Raw genomic sequence first — 19,372 nt, 5'->3', positions numbered from 1 at the left:
TGTCTAGGAGGGTTCCCAGCCACTATCCCATTGCTCCAGTGGCAGGATGTAAGGCGCTTCGCCGTTATCAAGAAACCACGAGTCTACGGCATATTTCTGCCCACTCTGTCTGTCACTGATGACGGCCGTGGTATGTGGCCAGCCAAGCAGGAAGTAGCCCCTTGTCTCGCGATCTTCGAGATCATGCCAGCGAATCAAACCGTCATGTATCATCATGGTGAGATAGAAAGTGGTATTGGTCGATTCATCGATACAATCGAGCTGACCTTCTTCGCCAAGGTGAGCAAAGGTCCCAGCCTTATCGACATAGGTGCCAGTGATTTTGCCCACCATGGTTTCCAGGCGAGCAATGGCAAGACGAATATTATTGCGTTCCTGTTGCGGGTTGGCGTTATCCTTGAAAACTGATTGAATGTTACGCCATTGCTCGGTGCTAAGGTTAACTTCAGCAATATCCTCACAGGTACCGTGATAACAGACAGTAAATCTGGAAGGCACAGGCTCGGTGATGAGGTCTTCACGAGTAAAAGTATCTGCAATTGCCGTCGGTGCTGTCATTGTCATCAACATGACCACCAGGCAAATGCTAAAAATTTTCCAGATCATGAAACATTTCCATTGAATAACGATGCCCTGACAAATAATCATCGATGCATCTTAAAACCATTGGGCTGCGAAGCTGTTCCTGCCTTGCAGCCAATTCATCACGGCTTAACCAGAGTGCACGCAGTATACCCTCATCGAGTGCCTGTTCGGGGCTATGTTCGCCAAGCGTTCCGCTAAAGCAAATGCGGATAAAGGTCTTGCCATCATCCGGTTTTTGCCAGCGATAGATGCCGGTGATGGCGTTGGGTGTAAACTGCCAGGCCGTCTCTTCCTGCACCTCGCGGATAATTGCCTCGACAAAGCCCTCACCTTGCTCAAGGTGCCCGGCCGGTTGGTTATTAACCACCTGCTGATCGGCAATTTCTTCAACCATGAGGAATTCGCCATTTCGCTCAATAATGGCGGCGACGGTAACATGGGGTTTCCAGACCATAATAAACTCGCTAAATATGTTGTTCTTGCCACTCACCAGGGGCGATACCCTGGATGCCCCATTCACCTATGGAGACGCGCACCAGGCGCAGGGTAGGGTAACCCACGGCGGCGGTCATGCGTCGTACCTGGCGGTTACGGCCCTCGCGTATCTTTAACTCCAGCCAGGCGGTGGGGATGTTTTGTCGAAACCGCACCGGCGGGGTGCGTGGCCACAGTGCGGGTTCGTCGATAACCTTCACCTGGGCCGGACGGGTCGGCCCATCTTTTAAGGTGACGCCATCGCGCAGTTGTTGCAGGGCGGTCTCATCGGGTTGTTTCTCTACCTGTACCCAATAGGTCTTCCACTTTTTGTACTTTGGATCAGCGATTTTTTGTTGCAGTTTGCCGTCATCGGTGAGCAGCAACAGGCCCTCGCTGTCACGATCCAGTCGACCAGCCGGGTAGACACCGGGCAGGTCGATATAATTGGCCAGGGTCTCGCGACCCTCGGCATCGGTGAACTGGCTTAAGACCCCGTAGGGCTTATTAAACAGCAGCAGGCGACTCACAGCAATTCGGTATCTTCGTGGCGGTAGGCCGGGCTGCAACAACAGAGGATCACGAGATCCCCATCACCGGTATTGCAGATGCAGTGTGCCGTACCCGGGGCAATACAGACTGTATCACCGGCCTTGACCTCAAATTCCTTATCGGCCAGCCGCATCATCCCACTGCCGACGGTGATATGGTAAAGCTCCTCGCTGTTTTGGTGGCGGTGCAGGCGGGTGCTCGTGCCTGCCGGCACCACGGCCTCGGCGAGGCTCTGGTTTTGACTGGTATGCGACGAGGGGTGCATTAACTCTCTGATTTGTGAGCCATCTTTGGTCGTGTAGGCGGGGGTCTCGCGGCGAGAGGTGTGGTGTTTACTGTTCATGGTTATACATAGTATACCGTGGCGGATGACTTCGAGCAGCCCCGGAAAAGTGCTATAATGCACGGCTTTATGGGTAGTCTCAGCGCCAGTTTCAAAAATATCGGAGTTTCAGTATGAGTTTTGACAAGATCAATGTGCCGCAGGATGGTGAGAAAATCACTGTTAATGATGACAGTTCCCTGCATGTGCCAAACCGGCCCATCATCCCCTTTATCGAAGGTGACGGCATCGGTGCTGATATTACCCCGGTCATGCGCAAGGTCGTCGATGCGGCCGTGGAGAAGGCCTACGCTGGCGAGAAGTCTATCGCCTGGATGGAAATCTATGCCGGTGAGAAGTCTAACCAGATTTATGGTGAAAACACCTGGTTGCCAGCTGAGACACTCGAGGCCGTGCGCGAATTCCCGGTCTCCATCAAAGGTCCGTTGACCACGCCAGTGGGTGGCGGCATGCGTTCTCTGAACGTGACCCTGCGCCAGGACCTTGACCTGTATGTTTGCCTGCGTCCGATCCGTTACTTCGACGGCACCCCAAGCCCATTGAAAGAACCGGAAAAGACCGACATGGTCGTGTTCCGCGAGAATTCCGAAGACATCTATGCCGGTATCGAGTGGAATGCCGGGACTGACGAGGTCAAGAAGGTCATCAAGTTCCTGCAGGATGAGATGGGCGTCAGCAAGATCCGTTTCCCGGAAACCAGTTCCATTGGTATCAAGCCGGTTTCCAGCGAAGGCACCAAGCGCCTCGTGCGTAAGGCTATTCAGTATGCCATCGACAATGACCGTGACTCCGTGACCCTCGTTCACAAGGGTAATATCATGAAGTTCACCGAGGGCGGCTTCCGTAGCTGGGGTTATGCGCTTTCCAAGGAAGAATTTGCTGCAACTGAAATTGATGCTGGACCATGGACGACCTTCAAAAACCCGAAGACCGGCAAGGATATCATTATCAAGGATGTCATCGCCGATGCCTTTCTGCAGCAGATTCTATTACGCCCGGATGAATACGACGTGATCGCGACCCTGAACCTGAATGGCGATTATGTCTCTGACGCACTGGCTGCACAGGTAGGGGGTATCGGCATCGCCCCGGGTGCCAACCTTAGCGATACGATAGCCATGTTCGAGGCCACCCATGGCACGGCGCCCAAGTATGCCGGCCAGGATAAGGTCAATCCGGGCTCATTGATCCTCTCTGCCGAGATGATGTTACGTCATCTGGGCTGGTTTGAGGCCGCCGACCTCATCATCAAGGGCATGTCCGCCGCGATCGTCAGCGGCAATGTGACCTATGATTTGGCCCGTCTCATGGCAGGGGCCAACGAGGTCAGCTGCTCCGGTTTCGGCGATGTCCTGATCGAGCGGATGTAATCGCAGGCTGTGCCTAATGTGAAACGTGCTGGTTCAGCTCATCCAGGCGGATGTGCTGGGCCTGCAGGCCCTTGGGACCATCGATTACCTCAAACGCCACGTGCTGGCCACGTTTCAGGGTCTTGTATCCTTCCATTTCAACAGAAGAGAAGTGGGCGAAGATATCATCGCGGCCATTATCTTCAGTCAGAAATCCATAGCCTTTGCTGTTGTTGAACCATTTTACGATGCCTTGTGACATAGTCATTTCCTCTGGTTGCAGAAAAGTAATGCCGTCCCCATATTAATCTATAGCCAGGGTACGAGTACTAATTTTTATCGAACCCGACTAGAATAGTCAACTTTGTTGATATGCAAAAAGTGTGGAATTACAATAACCTATAAACAGGAAGGGAATACCTGTGTACGTGCTCGGACTGACTTGCAGCATTAGCGTGAGACGAGGAAAATGGTTAAAAGATGAATGTGAACCTTTAATGAAAACTAGTTTCGAAATATGAGTGACCAGAACCAGAATCACAAAGACGATGACCTTGCCCTGCAGGAGGCCAAGCCCAGCCTCAAGCAGCCACCGCAGTATAAGGTCCTGTTATTGAATGACGACTACACGCCGATGGAATACGTGGTCTACGTGCTGGAAGGCTTTTTTGCGATGAACCGTGAAAAGGCCACCCAGGTTATGTTGCATGTGCATACTCGTGGTATGGGTGTATGTGGTACATACACACGCGATGTAGCCGAAACCAAGGTAGAACTGGTGAACGCCCATTCGCGTGAAAATCAGCATCCGCTGAAGTGTGTGATGGAAGAGGCCTGAAGCGGTTGTATAAAGTGAGGATGCTGTAATGTTGAATAAAGAACTCGAATTCACGCTCAATCTTGCCTACAGGGAAACACGGGACAAGAAGCATGAGTTTATGACTGTCGAGCACCTGTTACTGGCACTGTTGGACAACCCGGAGGCCTCGGCTGTCCTACATGCTTGTGGCGCCAATCTTACCGACCTGAAAGTCGAGGTGGAAAGATTCCTTGACGAGACCACCCCAATACTTTCACAAACCGATGATCGTGAAACCCAGCCGACACTCGGTTTTCAGCGCGTGATGCAACGTGCCGTGTTCCATGTGCAGTCATCAGGCAAGAAAGAGGTCACCGGCGCCAATGTACTCGTCGCGATCTATAGCGAACCGGACTCACAGGCTGTTTATTTCCTCAACAAGCAGGGGATCACGCGTCTTGATGTAGTGAATTATATCTCGCACGGTATCTCAAAGATCAGCGAAGATAACGATGATGATGAGCTTAGCCCGGAACTGGACGAAGAGGGTGGTGAAGAACAGGCCAAATCCCCACTGGATAATTATGCAGTTAACCTGAACGAGCAGGCCGCGCAGGGCAAGATTGACCCGCTAATTGGTCGCCAGCAGGAAGTACAGCGTACTGTACAGATCCTGTGTCGGCGCAGAAAGAATAATCCACTGTATGTCGGCGAGGCCGGTGTGGGCAAGACCGCCATTGCCGAGGGCCTGGCAAAGATGATCGTTGATGCCGAAGTACCGGATATTCTGCTTGATGCCACGATTTATTCCCTGGATCTTGGTGCACTGTTGGCAGGCACCAAGTACCGCGGCGATTTTGAAAAGCGCCTGAAGGCGATCCTTAAACAGTTAAAGAAAGAAAAACATGCAATCTTATTCATCGATGAGATACATACCATCATCGGCGCCGGTGCGGCCTCCGGTGGGGTAATGGATGCCTCGAATCTCATCAAGCCGATGCTCGCCTCGGGTGAACTCAAGTGTATTGGTTCGACCACCTATCAGGAGTATCGCGGTATCTTTGAAAAAGACCGCGCGCTGGCACGTCGCTTCCAGAAGATTGATGTCAATGAACCAACGGTTGAAGAAACTGTACTGATCCTCATGGGTCTGAAACCGCGCTTTGAAGAGTTTCATGAGATTCGTTACACACGCCAGGCCCTGCGTGCCGCTGCCGAACTGGCTGACCGTTACATCAATGATCGGCACATGCCAGACAAGGCCATTGACGTGATCGATGAGGCCGGGGCCAGCCAGCGCCTGCGTCCGGTATCGAAACGCAAGAAGACCATTGGTGTCGGTGATATTGAGAGTATTGTTGCCAGCATCGCACGCATTCCACCGAAGACGGTTTCTTCTTCGGATAAGGACATGCTCAAGAATCTTGATAAAGATCTGAAGATGGTGATCTATGGCCAGGATGAGGCGATTGATAGTTTGTCTACGGCTATCATGATGTCACGTTCCGGTCTCGGTACGGAAGACCGCCCGATTGGTTCTTTCCTGTTTGCCGGCCCAACCGGTGTAGGTAAGACAGAAGTGACACGTCAGCTTGCGCGTATTATGGGTGTTGAGTTGATCCGTTTCGATATGTCGGAGTACATGGAGCGTCACACCGTGTCGCGTCTGATCGGTGCGCCACCGGGTTATGTCGGTTTTGACCAGGGTGGTTTGCTCACCGAGGCGGTCAACAAACAGCCGCATGCCGTGTTGTTGCTCGATGAAATCGAAAAGGCCCACCCGGATGTCTTTAATCTTCTGCTACAGGTTATGGACCACGGTACGCTTACCGATAATAATGGTCGCAAGGCGGACTTCCGTAATGTAGTGATTGTCATGACTACGAATGCCGGTGCCGAACATATCAGTCGTGCCAGCATGGGTTTCACCAAGCAGGATCACAACAAGGATAATATGGAAGTCATTAACAAGACCTTTACACCGGAATTCCGTAACCGTCTTGATTCGGTGATCTGGTTCAAGAATCTGGATCGCCGCACCATCGACAACGTTGTCAACAAGTTCATCTTTGAACTTGAGGCGCAGCTCCATGACAAAAATGTCACACTGGAACTTGATGAGGCCGCGCAAACCTGGCTGGCTGTAAACGGCTTTGATGAACAAATGGGTGCACGGCCAATGACGCGTCTGATCCAGGAGAACATCAAGAAGCCACTGGCCGAAGAGCTACTCTTCGGTAAGCTGGTCAATGGTGGTCATGTACGCATCAGTGCCAATAGCGATGGCCTGAGTTTTGATATTCAGACCGATGAGAAAGAAAATGAGAGCGTCCACTGATGAGTGGACGCCCTCATTAAGAATGCTTGCCTGAGGTCTTACCGGGGCGTGTCTTACTTGGCGCGGTAGGTAATGCGCCCCTTACTGAGGTCGTAGGGGGTCAGTTGCACAGTGACCTTATCACCAGTCAGGATGCGGATGTAGTGTTTGCGCATTTTACCCGAAATATGCGCGGTCACAACGTGGCCATTTTCCAGCTCAACACGGAACATCGTATTAGGCAGCGTCTCGACGACGGTGCCTTCCATTTCAATTGCTTCTTCTTTTGCCATAAATCTTAGCGCCGTTAGGGCGACATCTCTGCTTTTTGGTGGTTAACGGCGCTGAATAATGCCCGAATTATCATTAATGTTCAATGAATTAGTGGCAAAAAGGCGAAATAGTGGCCGATCATGGCGCAGGCCACAGGAACAACGAGGGCCACTTCAGGCCAACCCCCTATCTCAGCATGGGGTCAGAATGAGGCGGCCTGGCGGTGCGAGCTACCCACGTGTGACAAGTGCGGGTGTAAGGCACTGTTATCAATCACGACTTCCATATCGAGGCGATTAATGATGGCCTCAATATCGTCCGGGTCGACGAAATCCTGGCGCAGGCGCCGGAAATGGATGGGATTGAGATAGAGCACGTTAGGCTTCATGCCCTGTTCGATCTCAAAATCGCGTACCAAGCGGTAGATAAAGCTCAACATGGCTGACTCCTGGGTTATGAAACTCAGCTGTGTGCTGTTACTTATATCGGTGCAAAGGTCGGACCACACAAGGGTGATTTTTGTTAAAAATAGTTAAATATATGAAATATATGAATATTATTTTTTTGGCTGGGGCTGCCAGGTGCCCTCGCGGTATACCTCGAAGGGCCGATATTGATCCTTATAGGCCATTTTTTGACACGCCTTGATCCAGTAACCGAGATAAACGTGCCCTAATCCTGACGCCTTTGCCTGTGCAATCTGCCAGAGCACCGCATACACCCCCAGGCCGCGGGCCGCTTCATGCGGGTCGAAATAGGTATAGACGGCGGAGAGCGCATCCTCGAGTACATCGACCACGGCCACGCCCAGCAGGCGGTCATCGAGACGAAACTCGTAAAATACACCGTCTATATAAGGATTGATCAGAAACTCACTGTATTTGCCCGGGTCGGGTGTATCCATGCCGCCACCCGGGTGGCGGGAATGCATGTAGCGGCGGTAGAGCATGAAATGTTCGTCGCGGTATTCGTTAGGCACGCTGATAACCTCAAGGTCGGCATTGGCCTGCCAGTTGCGGCGCTGGCTACGCGAGGGGCGAAATGCCGCCACGTCAATCCGGATGGGAATGCAGGCATCGCACATCGGGCAGTGCGGCCGATAGACGTGTGTGCCACTGCGGCGAAAGCCGAACTTGATCAATTCGCTATACGTGCTGGTGCCGATCTGCACCGCCGGGTCGGCAAACAGGGTTTGCGAGGTTTTTTCGGGCAGGTAACTGCACTCATGTTCAGGGGTGAGATAGAAATTCAGTGCCCGTTGATCCGCAATACCCATCACAGCACCTGAAAATCGTTATCAAACTGCCAGGGGCCAGTATGGCCGCCATGGACAGCTTCATGGCAATGCGCATTGAGCAAAGATACAAAGGCGGCGCGCGGGATGTTTATCGCGCCGAGTGAGGCCAGATGGGCGGAATATACCTGGCAATCGATCAGGCTATAGCCCCAACGTTTGAGTTGTTGCACAAGGTAGACAAAGGCCAGCTTGGAGGTATCACTGCGGCGTGCAAACATGGACTCGCCGAAGAACACCGTACCGATAGCCACACCATAAAGCCCGCCAACGAGTTCCTCACCGAGCCAGACTTCGACTGAATGTGCATGGCCTTGCCGGTACAGTTCCTTGTAGGCATTTTTCATATCATCGGTGATCCAGGTACCGGCATCATCCTTACGTGGTGCCGCACAAGCCTCAACCACCTCGGCAAAGGCCGTATCCAGTGTCAGTGTGTAGTATTTCTTCTTAAGCGTTTTACGCAGGCTGCGTGAGACCTTCAAATCTGCAGGGAACAACACCATGCGCGGGTCGGGCGACCACCACATGATCGGCTGGCCCTCGCTATACCAGGGAAAAATTCCTTGTTGGTAGGCATGCAGTAAACGTTGCACCGAGAGGCTGCCGCCAAAGGCGAGCAGGCCATCTGGCTCGCGCAGGGCCAGGTCTACGGGCGGGAAGGCCACCTCGTCATCATCAGGTGATAGCCAGTACAAACTCTCAATGGATGAATTTATTGCCATGCCGTCGTCGTCGATGTCTCATCATATACTGTTTGCCTGCATGGCTATCATAACGCAAGGCCAGGGCATCGGGGATACAAAAAAAGCCTTCGATAAGGAGGTTTTTTACGTCACAGAGGTCGGTGTTTACGGGCATTCTGGCTCTTCCGCACGGTCAGGTCTTGCGGCTGTCTTGATAGCCTCACGGCCATCCGTCTCGCACTGAAACAAGGAGGCCTGAAATTTTACCTATTTATTTGTTTTATAAGGGCTGTGTTCATTCAGTACCTGCATATAATCCTGCATGCCACCGTGTTCGTGCTTAAGGAAGTTCGAGACCGCGTCACTGAAGTCCGGGTGTGCCAGCCAGTGGGCCGACCACGTTGCCTGTGGCAGGAAACCGCGGCTGATCTTGTGCTCGCCCTGGGCACCGGCCTCGAAGCGCGCCAGACCGTGTTCAATGCAGTAATCAATCAGGCGGTAGTAACACAGCTCAAAGTGCAGGCCGGAAAACGACTCGTGGCAGCCCCAGTGGCGACCAAACAGCGCATTGCTGCCACGCAGGTTAAAGGTGCCTGCCACATAACGGCCCTCGTGTTTGGCCAGCACCAGCACCACCGCATCGGGCATGTCCTGGCTCAGGGCAATAAAGAAGGCCTTGCTCAGGGTCGGGTGGCCACTCTTGCGCGCAAAGGTCGAGCAATAAAATTCATAGAAGGTCTCCCAATGCGCCTCGGTGGTGTCACGGCCATGCAAGAGTTCCACCTCGATCCCGGCCTCGTCAACCAACCGCCGTTCACGACGTACCTGTTTGCGTTTTTTCGAGGTCAGTACGGCGAGGTAATCATCAAACCTCTGGTAACCGGCGTTGTGCCAGTGGAACTGGCAACCCGTGCGTCGCATCAGGCCTTGCTGTTCGAGAAAGTCGGTGTCGGCCTCATTGGTAAACAACCAGTGCAGGGAGGAGACCTCGAGTTGCTTCGCATGCGACAGCGCACCCTCGTGCAGGGCATGGCGAATAAGATCGGCCTGTGGGTGGTTGGCATTCACCAGCAGGCGCTGACCCGTCACCGGGGTATAGGGCACGGCGACGACCAGCTTCGGGTAATACTGCAGGCCGTGGCGGGCATAGGCCTCGGCCCAGGCCCAGTCGAACACAAACTCGCCGTAGGAGTTATCCTTTAAATACATCGGTGCGGCGCCGACCAGCTGCTCCCCCTCAAACACGCACAGGTACTGTGGCAACCAGCCCCAGAGCCGCAGGCAGTCGTGTGCCTCGAGGGCGTGCAGGAACTCATAACGCAGGAACGGGTTGGTCTCACCGACCAGGGCGTTCCAGTCGCTGGCATCAATGGCAGAGAGAGAGGAGTGAACAAGGGCTTGCATGGGGCTATTTCAGCAGTAAAGCGGCGCGGTGACAAATGGAATTAACCATAAGACCTTGTAATTAGCAGGTTATCGGGTATGTTTATGTAGGTTGATAACAATAAATAACAAATAGACAGTTATAAAGAGGGGGGGGCAAGCAGGTTGCCTGTGTTTGCTGAAAATTAAAGCCTATTTACTGCGACAGGATCATGGCGAAGAAGCCTGAGTTTAATGCATGCATTGTGGAGAGAAATAGCTAGGCAAGTCGTCAGATCTAACAATACACTTCACGCGACATGCTTCGCATGCATGTGAGTTCAGATCGTTATTCCATAAAGGGAGTTGATATATGATCGAACAACAATATGCCGGGTTTTGGATTAGAACAGGCGCGGCCATCATCGATACTATTCTGGTGTTCTTTATCATTGCGCCGATCCTGACCGCTATCTATGGCGTCGATTATTGGCTCGATGAAAGTTTTTTTAAAGGTACTTGGGATGTGTTGCTAAATTATCTCCTGCCCATGGTCGCGGTTATTGTTTTCTGGGTGTATAAATCAGCCACACCGGGCAAGATGGCAACCCAGCTCACTATTGTTGATGCGCGGACGGGCGGTAAGCCGTCTACGGGGCAGTTCATAGGCCGTTATCTTGCTTATTATGTTTCAATTATCCCGCTCATGCTGGGCATCATATGGGTGGGTATTGATAAGCGTAAACAGGGCTGGCACGACAAACTTGCGGGTACTGTCGTAATCAGGCGGACATCACCTGAGCCGGTTAAGTTTGAAGAGCCGGCACAATAATTTTGCGTCTCAGCAACAGCCTTTGACCATGCTTTCTTAAAGGTTAAATGTATTAGGTGTACAAATGATGAAATAACGGACTAATAATATGTTAATAGACAAGCTGTCTTGCAAGTGACTACACTAATAGACCTTTTATTGACGCGCATCGAGGCCGCAGTCAATAGGTGTATTTAATATCATCCAGGCAGTCACGAAATGATAGCAGCGGATATTCCCGACAACGAAGAAGATCGTCTTCGCAAATTATATGAACTGGGTATTCTTGATACGCTTGAAGAGCAGGCGTATGACGACCTGACCATGCTGGCGGCGGAAATTTGCCGTACCCCCATTGCCTTGGTGAGCCTGGTTGACCGTGATCGACAATGGTTTAAATCACACTATGGCCTGAAGGCCCGCGAAACACCCCGCGAGTTCGCGTTCTGTGCACACGCCATTCTTGGCGACGATATCATGGTGGTTGAGGATTCCAGTAAGGACGAGAGATTTATTGATAATCCCCTGGTCACCGGTGGGCCGCATGTTGAGTTCTATGCGGGTGCGCCGTTGATTATGAGTGATAATCAAAAGCTGGGCACCCTGTGTGTGATAGGCAATCAGGCGCGAACACTTTCACAGAATCAAAAAGATGCCCTCAAGGCATTGGCGCGGCAAGTGGTGAGCCAGTTGGAATTAAGGCTTAAATTAAAGGAGCTTCAAATTCTGGACCATGCCAAAGACGAGTTTGTCTCAATGGTGAGTCATGAATTACGAACGCCATTGACGGCACTTTATGGTTCGCTGTCATTATTACTGAATAGCAAAGTTGGAAAATTAAAGGAGCAACAACAATTGGTTGATATCTCCTTTCGTAATGCTGAACGTTTGCTTGGACTCGTCAATGACATTCTGGACATCGCTAAATTTGAATCTGGAAAAATAGAACTCCATAGAGAGCGGCTGAACATAATCAGTTTGCTGAAAAAATCGACAGAGCTGAATGAGCAGTATTGCAGGGAATGCCATACTACCCTAACGCTTCAGCATCCAGTCGATGATTGTTTATGGATTTATGGAGATGAGCATAGATTGCTGCAGGTGATGAGTAATTTTATTTCTAATGCGGCAAAGTTCACGCATAGGGATGATGAAATTATAATCAATCTTAAAGTTGAAGAGGGCTATGCCGTTGTCGAAATAACCGATCATGGCCCGGGTATCCCGGTTGAGCATCAAGAGTTATTGTTCATGAAGTTTAAACAACTTAATAATAAAAATAATAACAAGTTGCCCGGTACGGGTTTGGGTTTAAATATAAGTAAGTTAATTATAGAGGCGCAACAAGGGCTGGTTGGCTTTGAATCCATTTCAGGCGAAAAGACAACGTTTTATTTTAAGTTGCCGTTAATTAAATAAAAATTAATGACAGGTCCCACGTAAAAAACGCATGAATTAGATCAAAAAAGCCCTGCATTGCAGGGCTTTTTTGTTTAATGCAATGGTGGTTTATTTTCCGCCGCGTTCCAGGTTATCCAGATAACGCTCGGCATCGAGTGCGGCCATACAACCGGAACCGGCCGAGGTGATTGCCTGGCGGTAGATGTGGTCAGCGACATCACCCGCCGCAAATACGCCTTCGATCGAGGTCTGCGTGGCATTGCCCTGTGAGCCACCCTTGACGGAAAGGTAACCGTGTTCCATGTCGAGCTGGCCATCGAACAGGGCGGTATTCGGTTTGTGGCCGATGGCGATGAACACACCGTGCACATCGATGTCTTTTGTAGAATCGTCTTGCGTGTTCTTCAGGCGCAGGCCGGTCACGCCACTGTCATCACCAAGGACCTCATCAAGCTGGTGGTTCCACTCGATGCTGACATTGCCGGTCTTGGATTTCTCGATCAACTGGTCGGCGAGGATCTTTTCCGAACGGAAGCTGTCACGGCGGTGGACGACGGTAACGTGCTCAGCAATGTTGGCGAGATACAACGCCTCTTCGACTGCGGTGTTGCCGCCACCGATCACGGCGACCTTGCGGCCTTTGTAAAAGAAACCGTCACAGGTCGCGCAGGCGGAGACGCCGCGTCCCTTAAAGGCCTCTTCGGAATCGAGACCCAGATACATGGCGGAGGCACCGGTGGCGATGACCAGGGCATCGCAAGTGTACTGGCCGGAATCACCACTGAGCTGGAACGGGCGGCTGTTCAGATCGACTTTGTTGATGTGGTCGAAGAGGATCTCGGTGTTAAAACGCTCGGCGTGTTCACGCATGCGCTCCATGAGTTGCGGGCCCTGCACACCGGCCTGATCGCCGGGCCAGTTATCGACATCGGTGGTGGTCATCAGCTGGCCGCCCTGTTGCAGGCCGGTGACCATGACCGGGCTGAGATTGGCGCGGGCGGCATACACCGCGGCGGTGTAACCGGCCGGGCCAGAACCGAGAATCAGCAGTCGACAATGCTTTACATCATTCATTTATATGGTGTCTCCGTTTGAAAAAAAACCGTGGTTGTTCGTCTACGGTTGGAGGTGCAAACTATAGGGAAGTTCCTGAACGCTATGGTACGGAAAGCCCGGCGAGCGGTAAAGTCGGTCAGGCGGTATAACTCGATACAATGATGGAGGTGGTGAATGGATATTGGTGTCCCGAGGGAGATCAAGGTGCTCGAGGGCCGTGTGGCCCTGGTGCCGGCGGCGGTCGCCGACCTGTGCCGTCTCGGCCATACGGTGTTTGTCGAGGCCGGTGCCGGACAGGCCAGCGGCTATGCCGATGCGGCCTATACACAGGCCGGGGCACGGGTGGTTGAAGACGCCGCCGAGTTGTATGCTCGTTCACGCCTCGTGGTCAAGGTTAAGGAACCGGTGGCCGCAGACCTTGAACACCTGACCGCCAGGCACCTGGTATTTTCCTACCTGCACCTGGCGGCCCTGCCGGAGCTGACCCGGCAACTACAGGTCATTGGCCTGACCGCGATTGGCTTTGAAACCGTGGCAGTAGACCGGCAGCTGCCGCTGCTGGCACCGATGAGCGATATCGCCGGACGCCTGTCGGTGCAGATAGGCAGTAACCTGCTACATCGGCCACAGGGCGGTAAGGGCCTGTTGCTGGGGGGACTGCCCGGCGTCGAGCGGGGCAGGGTCGTGGTGCTTGGGGCCGGTGTCGCCGGGGGCAATGCCGCACGTGTGGCCGCCGCGCTCGGTGCCGAGGTGACCGTATTTGACCGTAATCGCGACAAACTGGCCGAGATGCGGGCCCTCGGCGACAACGTCACCGGCCTGCACAGCTATGGCGAGAGTATCGCCGAGGCCGTGCAGGGCGCAGACCTGCTGGTTGGGGCGATCCTCATCCCCGGTCAAAAGGCCACGCACCTCGTCAGTGAGGCCATGGTCAAGACCATGCAGCCGGGCAGTGTGATTGTCGACATCGCCGTGGATCAGGGCGGTTGCATCGAGACCACGCGGCCCACAGATTACAGCCAGCCGACCTTCGAGCGGTATGGGGTGACCCATTTTGGGGTCACGAACATGCCGGGGGCGGTGCCGAGGAGTGCCTCGCAGGCCCTGTCAGCGGCGATCTTGCCGTGGCTGGGGCGACTCTGCACACCGGAATGGCGTGAGGACCCGGTCCTGCTCGGGGCGGTGAACGTCGAGGCGGGTAAGGTGGTGCACCCAGCGCTGCGGGCCTGAACAGGCCGGAAAGGCAATAACCCATCCGGAGATGGGCACAGGGATGGTCTTATTGAATAAAACTCGTTAAGATTAAGAAAGTTACATAAATAAAAGCATCATAAGTGTCAGTAATGTAAAACGACTGACACTAAAAAACCTCTTCTTTTATATTTGTCATAACGGTACCCCACTTGGCCCAGGCAAAACGCACACAATCCACGGCAAACGAGAGCACGATTAACCACCATCGCGGCCTGCGCGAGGGCAGCCTGCTGGTGCTGGGGGCCATCGGTGTCTACCTGTTGCTCTGCCTGCTGACCTACAAGGTCTCAGACCCTGGCTGGTCGCACAGCGCCAGTCAGCCGGGCAGTGTCAATAACGCCGGTGGTATCGCCGGGGCGCTGTTTGCCGATATTTTCCTGTATTTGTTCGGCCTGATGGCCTACCTGTTCCCGATCATGGTTGTCTACAGTGGCTGGCTGTTATTCCAGGGGCGTAATTTGACCGTGGGCTTCAACACCCGGCAGTTTGTCCTGCGTGCAGTTGGTTTTCTGCTCACCCTCGGTGCTGGGGCGGGTCTGGCGACCCTGCACGTACAGCAGCCCGAACTGGCCCTGCCACTCAATCCCGGCGGGATCCTCGGTGACCTGGCCGGTAACGGCCTGGTGGGACTGTTCAGCTTTCTCGGTGCGACGCTATTCCTGCTGGCCCTGTTTCTCACCGGGGTGACCCTGTTTACCGGCCTGTCATGGTTCAGGCTCATGGACGTGACTGGCAAGTACACACTGATGCTGCTCAGCCTGTCACGCGAGCAGGCAGCGCGTTTCCGTGAATACCTGCAGGGCCGTCGGGCACGCATTAAACGTAATGATACGGTCGAGGTGGTCAAGCGCAGGATCGAGACACGCAAACCACCGCGCATTGAACCGGTGGTGATCTTGCCTGAGCCTGGGGTGCGCGCCGAACGTGAACGCCAGGTGCCGTTATTCGACACCGCCGATGATACACCGCTGCCGCCGTTGTCGTTGCTCGACCTGCCAAAGGTGGTTGAAAACAAGTTATCGAATGAGGCCCTTGAGGCCATGTCGCGGTTGGTGGAACTAAAGCTGCAGGACTTCGGTGTTGAGGTTGAAGTCGTTGCCGTGCATCCCGGCCCCGTGATCACGCGCTTTGAGTTACAGCCGGCACCCGGTTTGAAGGCCAGTAAGATCAGTAACCTCGACAAGGACCTGGCGCGTGCCATGTCGATAGTCAGTGTACGGGTTGTTGAAGTGATCCCCGGTAAGTCGGTGATCGGTCTTGAGGTGCCAAACGAAATACGTGAGATTGTACGCCTGCGCGAGATCGTCAACTCGAAAGAATACGAAAGCCATGACTCGAAACTGTCACTGGCGATGGGTAAGGACATTGCCGGTTATCCGGTAGTGGTCGACCTGGCGAAGATGCCGCACCTGCTGGTAGCGGGCACGACTGGTTCCGGTAAGTCGGTGGCGATTAACGCCATGATCCTGAGTTTGCTTTATAACGCCACGCCGCATGATGTGCGTCTCATCATGGTCGACCCGAAGATGCTCGAGTTGTCGATCTACGAAGGTATTCCACATCTGTTAACGCCCGTGGTGACCGATATGAAGGATGCCGCGAACGCTCTGCGCTGGTGTGTCGCAGAGATGGAACGCCGGTATAAACTCATGGCCGCGCTCGGGGTGCGGCACCTGACCAGTTATAACCGTAAGGTAAAAGAGGCGATCGACAGGGGCGAACCCATTCCTGACCCGACCTTCGTCGCGGCAGAAGGCCTCGATGAAGAAGCCCCGATGCTGGAACACCTGCCTTTTATCGTGGTCATAATTGATGAGCTGGCCGACATGATGATGATGGTCGGCAAAAAGGTCGAGGAGTTGATCGCACGTCTGGCGCAAAAGGCCCGTGCCTCCGGTATTCATTTGATTCTTGCCACGCAACGCCCCTCGGTGGATGTGATCACGGGTTTGATCAAGGCCAACATCCCGACGCGGGTGGCCTTCCAGGTCTCGACCAAGATCGATTCGCGGACGATCCTTGACCAGGGTGGGGCAGAGCAACTACTCGGTCATGGTGACATGCTTTACATGGCGCCCGGTACCGGCGTGCCGACGCGTATCCATGGAGCCTTTGTTTCTGATGAGGAAGTGCACAAGGTCGTTGATAACCTGAAGAGTAAGGGTGAGCCGGATTACCTCGATGCGATTACCAGTGAAAGCAGTGGTGATGGTGTGCCGGGACTGACGCCCTCTGAAGGTGGCAGTGGTGATGAAATGGACCCCCTCTACGACCAGGCTGTGGCGATTATCACCGAGTCACGTCGTGCCTCGATCTCGGGTCTGCAACGTCGTCTGAAGGTCGGTTATAACCGCGCGGCGCGTATGATCGAAGAGATGGAACTCGCCGGGGTTGTCAGTGAAGTTCAAAGTAACGGCCAGCGCGAGGTGATCGCGCCACGGCCACCGAAAGGCTAATGATGAAAAGATTGTTTTGTGTATTGCTGTTATTACTGCCCCTGCCATCGCTGGCCGGTGTTGCCGGTGAGCGCCTGCAGGCATTTTTTAATGATGTGACGTCGGTGCGTGCCGATTTTACCCAGCAGGTGCTGGACTCGCAGAACAAAGCTCTGCAACAGACCAGTGGTATCATGCTGCTATCTCGCCCCGGACGCTTCCGCTGGGACTACCAGAAGCCTTACCAGCAGTTGATCGTTGCCAATGGTGAGAAGGTCTGGCTGTATGATGTTGACCTTGAACAGGTCACGGTGCGAAAGATGGACGCGGCACTCGATAATACACCGGCCTTGTTACTCAGCAGTAAGACGAAGATTGAAGACAACTTCAGCATCCGTGAACTGGGCATGGAACATGAACTTGCCTGGGTCGAGTTGACGCCGAAGAATAAAGAGACCGGTTTTGAAAAGCTGGTACTGGGTTTTGACGAACATAATCTTAAACGCATGGAGCTGCAGGACAGCTTTGGCCAGTTGACCCGAATCAGTTTCACCAATATTGAGCGTAACCCCGAACTCAACCCTGCGCAATTTGATTTTGTGCCGCCACAGGGTGTGGATGTCATTGGTGAGTAAGTTGTGCGTTTTCCGGCATAGGCTTATATGAAGCCCGATCTCTTTTCAGCGCAAACCCCGGATATCGGTCAGCCACTGGCCGACCGCATGCGCCCACACCATCTTGATTACTTTTTTGGCCAGAGCCACTTGCTCGCTGAGGGCAAGCCGCTACGCATTGCGATTGAATCCGGCGCCTTGCACTCGATGGTATTCTGGGGACCACCCGGCACTGGCAAGACTACCTTGGCACGCATGCTGGCGAATTATTGCGGTGCCGAGTTTTTGAGCCTGTCGGCGGTGTTATCCGGGGTCAAGGATATTCGTGCCGCGGTCGACCAGGCCAAGCAACGCCAGGCCAGTGGCAAGCAGACCGTATTGTTTGTTGATGAGGTACATCGCTTTAACAAGGCGCAACAGGATGCCTTCCTGCCTTACGTTGAAGACGGTACCTTGATATTTATCGGCGCGACCACCGAGAACCCCTCCTTTGAACTGAATAATGCTCTGTTATCACGTTCGCGTGTTTATGTCCTGCGCCGACATGAAGAAGGGGAGTTGTTACGCATCCTGCGTCACGCGCTCGAAGACCCTGAGCAGGGTCTGGGTTATTCGCCATCCGCGATGCGTGATGATCAACTCTTGTTGTTGGTGCAGGCCGCGGATGGCGATGCGCGTCGGGCCCTGAACCTGCTTGAGATCATCACCGACCTGAGTGACGAGGCGGTAGTCAGTGATGAGATTATCAAGGAGGTCGTGGCCGGAGGCGTGCGCCGTTTCGACAAGGGCGGTGAGGTCTTTTACGATCAGATATCGGCCTTGCATAAATCGGTACGCGGTTCCTCGGCCGATGGCGCGCTATACTGGCTGGCGCGTATGCTCGATGGTGGCTGCGAGCCTTTATATCTTGCCCGCCGTGTCGTGCGTATGGCCTCGGAAGATATCGGCAATGCCGACCCGCGTGCGTTACAAATATGCCTGAATGCCTGGGATACGGTCGAGCGCCTCGGCAGTCCGGAAGGGGACCTGGCACTGGCACAGGCCGTGTTGTATCTTGCCGTGGCGCCAAAGAGTAATGCGGTATACAAGGCCTTCAACATGGCTATGGCCGATGTGAGGGAAAGCGGTACCTATGAGGTGCCCTTGCAACTGCGTAACGCACCGACCAAGTTGATGAAAGAGCTCGACTACGGCCAGGCCTACCGTTACGCGCACGATGAGCCGGATGGTTATGCTGCGGGCGAAAATTATTTCCCCGATGAGCTTGGGCCACGTGTCTACTACACGCCGGTGCCACGCGGGCTGGAAGAAAAGATCGCCGCTAAGATGCAACACTTGCGCGAGCTTGATGCGCAATACAAAAAAGACAACAAGCCGGGGGGCTAAGGTCTATGTCACAGTTACTCTTTATTGCCGCCGGCGGTGCCCTGGGTGCGGTGTTGCGTTTTGCGGTCTCTAACGCGGTCTATGCCGTGACCGGTCGTGATTTTCCCTATGGTACCCTGACGGTGAATGTGCTCGGCAGCCTGCTCATGGGGGCGTTCTACGTGTTGTTGGTGGAGCGTCTCGTAGACGCGGCCGAGTGGCGCGGATTTTTGTTAATTGGTGTGTTGGGTGCATTTACGACCTTTTCGACCTTCTCGATCGAGACCCTGTCCTTATTCGAGAATGGCGAGCATCTGCGCGCCCTGGCAAATATGTTTTTCAGTGTCAGCCTGTGTGTCATTGCGACCTGGGTGGGCGTAGTGGCGATTCGACAGCTTTAGG

The 19,372-nt window shown here is 53.6% G+C and carries 21 protein-coding genes; 10 read left to right on the top strand and 11 right to left on the bottom strand.

Going from position 1 to position 19,372, the window contains the following annotated elements; genetic code table 11:
- Positions 1–3: 3 nt before the first annotated feature.
- Genes EL386_RS08395 through EL386_RS08380 form a run of 4 tightly spaced genes read right to left on the bottom strand, consistent with a single transcriptional unit; the run spans position 4 to position 1,954 of the window.
- Positions 4–606, bottom strand: a complete 603-nt coding sequence (locus EL386_RS08395; protein ID WP_126455242.1) for a hypothetical protein — start codon at positions 604–606, stop codon at positions 4–6.
- Complete coding sequence (locus EL386_RS08390) at positions 587–1,039, bottom strand: NUDIX hydrolase (RefSeq protein WP_126455240.1); 453 nt, start codon at positions 1,037–1,039, stop codon at positions 587–589. Before EL386_RS08390 ends, EL386_RS08395 begins: the two co-directional genes overlap by 20 nt.
- 10 nt (positions 1,040–1,049) lie before the next feature.
- Positions 1,050–1,589: a pseudouridine synthase gene (locus EL386_RS08385; RefSeq protein WP_126455238.1), complete on the bottom strand. Its 540-nt coding sequence runs from the start codon at positions 1,587–1,589 to the stop codon at positions 1,050–1,052.
- On the bottom strand, positions 1,586–1,954 hold the full coding sequence (locus EL386_RS08380) for a cupin domain-containing protein (protein WP_126455236.1): 369 nt from the start codon (positions 1,952–1,954) through the stop codon (positions 1,586–1,588). The genes EL386_RS08385 and EL386_RS08380 overlap by 4 nt, the downstream gene beginning before the upstream one ends.
- A gap of 113 nt (positions 1,955–2,067) precedes the next feature.
- On the opposite strand from EL386_RS08380, the gene icd reads away from it, so the two are divergent.
- A complete protein-coding gene (icd, locus tag EL386_RS08375) occupies positions 2,068–3,324 on the top strand; it encodes an NADP-dependent isocitrate dehydrogenase (RefSeq protein ID WP_126455234.1) in 1,257 nt (418 codons plus the stop codon).
- A gap of 13 nt (positions 3,325–3,337) precedes the next feature.
- Here the strand turns inward: icd and EL386_RS08370 are convergent, their stop codons facing one another.
- Complete coding sequence (locus tag EL386_RS08370; RefSeq protein WP_172597669.1) at positions 3,338–3,565, bottom strand: cold shock domain-containing protein; 228 nt, start codon at positions 3,563–3,565, stop codon at positions 3,338–3,340.
- A gap of 255 nt (positions 3,566–3,820) precedes the next feature.
- Here EL386_RS08370 and clpS point away from each other — a divergent pair, with 255 nt between their 5' ends.
- Both clpS and clpA read left to right on the top strand, forming a co-directional pair.
- On the top strand, positions 3,821–4,141 hold the full coding sequence (gene clpS / locus EL386_RS08365; RefSeq protein ID WP_126455230.1) for an ATP-dependent Clp protease adapter ClpS: 321 nt from the start codon (positions 3,821–3,823) through the stop codon (positions 4,139–4,141).
- 28 nt (positions 4,142–4,169) lie between these two features.
- A complete protein-coding gene (clpA, locus tag EL386_RS08360) occupies positions 4,170–6,440 on the top strand; it encodes an ATP-dependent Clp protease ATP-binding subunit ClpA (RefSeq protein ID WP_126455228.1) in 2,271 nt (756 codons plus the stop codon).
- 53 nt (positions 6,441–6,493) lie between these two features.
- Here clpA and infA read toward each other — a convergent pair whose 3' ends face one another.
- From infA to EL386_RS08335, 5 genes are all read right to left on the bottom strand, one after another.
- Positions 6,494–6,712: a translation initiation factor IF-1 gene (gene infA / locus EL386_RS08355; protein ID WP_126455226.1), complete on the bottom strand. Its 219-nt coding sequence runs from the start codon at positions 6,710–6,712 to the stop codon at positions 6,494–6,496.
- Between the two features lie 182 nt (positions 6,713–6,894).
- A complete protein-coding gene (locus EL386_RS08350; RefSeq protein WP_126455224.1) occupies positions 6,895–7,131 on the bottom strand; it encodes a hypothetical protein in 237 nt (78 codons plus the stop codon).
- 117 nt (positions 7,132–7,248) lie between these two features.
- The gene (locus EL386_RS08345; RefSeq protein WP_126455221.1) at positions 7,249–7,968 is read right to left on the bottom strand and encodes an arginyltransferase; all 720 of its coding nucleotides are present in this window, start codon (positions 7,966–7,968) and stop codon (positions 7,249–7,251) included.
- Entirely contained in the window at positions 7,968–8,711 is a 744-nt protein-coding gene (aat, locus tag EL386_RS08340; protein WP_126455219.1) for a leucyl/phenylalanyl-tRNA--protein transferase, read from the bottom strand. Before aat ends, EL386_RS08345 begins: the two co-directional genes overlap by 1 nt.
- 228 nt (positions 8,712–8,939) lie before the next feature.
- Entirely contained in the window at positions 8,940–10,076 is a 1,137-nt protein-coding gene (locus tag EL386_RS08335) for a GNAT family N-acetyltransferase (RefSeq protein WP_126455217.1), read from the bottom strand.
- Between the two features lie 331 nt (positions 10,077–10,407).
- On the opposite strand from EL386_RS08335, the gene EL386_RS08330 reads away from it, so the two are divergent.
- Both EL386_RS08330 and EL386_RS08325 read left to right on the top strand, forming a co-directional pair.
- Entirely contained in the window at positions 10,408–10,866 is a 459-nt protein-coding gene (locus tag EL386_RS08330; RefSeq protein ID WP_126455215.1) for an RDD family protein, read from the top strand.
- A gap of 198 nt (positions 10,867–11,064) precedes the next feature.
- Positions 11,065–12,264, top strand: a complete 1,200-nt coding sequence (locus tag EL386_RS08325; RefSeq protein WP_126455213.1) for a GAF domain-containing sensor histidine kinase — start codon at positions 11,065–11,067, stop codon at positions 12,262–12,264.
- Between the two features lie 90 nt (positions 12,265–12,354).
- Here EL386_RS08325 and trxB read toward each other — a convergent pair whose 3' ends face one another.
- The gene (gene trxB, locus EL386_RS08320; protein WP_126455211.1) at positions 12,355–13,320 is read right to left on the bottom strand and encodes a thioredoxin-disulfide reductase; all 966 of its coding nucleotides are present in this window, start codon (positions 13,318–13,320) and stop codon (positions 12,355–12,357) included.
- Between the two features lie 156 nt (positions 13,321–13,476).
- Between trxB and ald the strand changes: the two genes are divergently transcribed.
- The 5 genes from ald (at position 13,477) to crcB (ending at position 19,371) form a co-directional block, all read left to right on the top strand.
- Positions 13,477–14,532 (top strand): alanine dehydrogenase, encoded by a 1,056-nt coding sequence (gene ald / locus EL386_RS08315; RefSeq protein ID WP_126455209.1) that lies wholly within the window; start codon positions 13,477–13,479, stop codon positions 14,530–14,532.
- 173 nt (positions 14,533–14,705) lie between these two features.
- Entirely contained in the window at positions 14,706–17,012 is a 2,307-nt protein-coding gene (locus EL386_RS08310) for a DNA translocase FtsK (protein ID WP_126455207.1), read from the top strand.
- Positions 17,012–17,626: an outer membrane lipoprotein periplasmic chaperone LolA gene (gene lolA / locus EL386_RS08305; protein WP_232020179.1), complete on the top strand. Its 615-nt coding sequence runs from the start codon at positions 17,012–17,014 to the stop codon at positions 17,624–17,626. Before EL386_RS08310 ends, lolA begins: the two co-directional genes overlap by 1 nt.
- A 27-nt stretch (positions 17,627–17,653) precedes the next feature.
- Complete coding sequence (locus EL386_RS08300) at positions 17,654–18,991, top strand: replication-associated recombination protein A (protein ID WP_126455205.1); 1,338 nt, start codon at positions 17,654–17,656, stop codon at positions 18,989–18,991.
- Positions 18,992–18,996: 5 nt separating this feature from the next.
- Positions 18,997–19,371, top strand: a complete 375-nt coding sequence (gene crcB, locus EL386_RS08295) for a fluoride efflux transporter CrcB (protein WP_126455203.1) — start codon at positions 18,997–18,999, stop codon at positions 19,369–19,371.
- Position 19,372: the final 1 nt, after the last annotated feature.

Source organism: Sulfuriflexus mobilis (genome assembly GCF_003967195.1).
GTDB classification, from domain to species: Bacteria; Pseudomonadota; Gammaproteobacteria; order AKS1; family AKS1; genus Sulfuriflexus; species Sulfuriflexus mobilis.
This window is presented reverse-complemented; position numbering and strand designations above follow the sequence as displayed.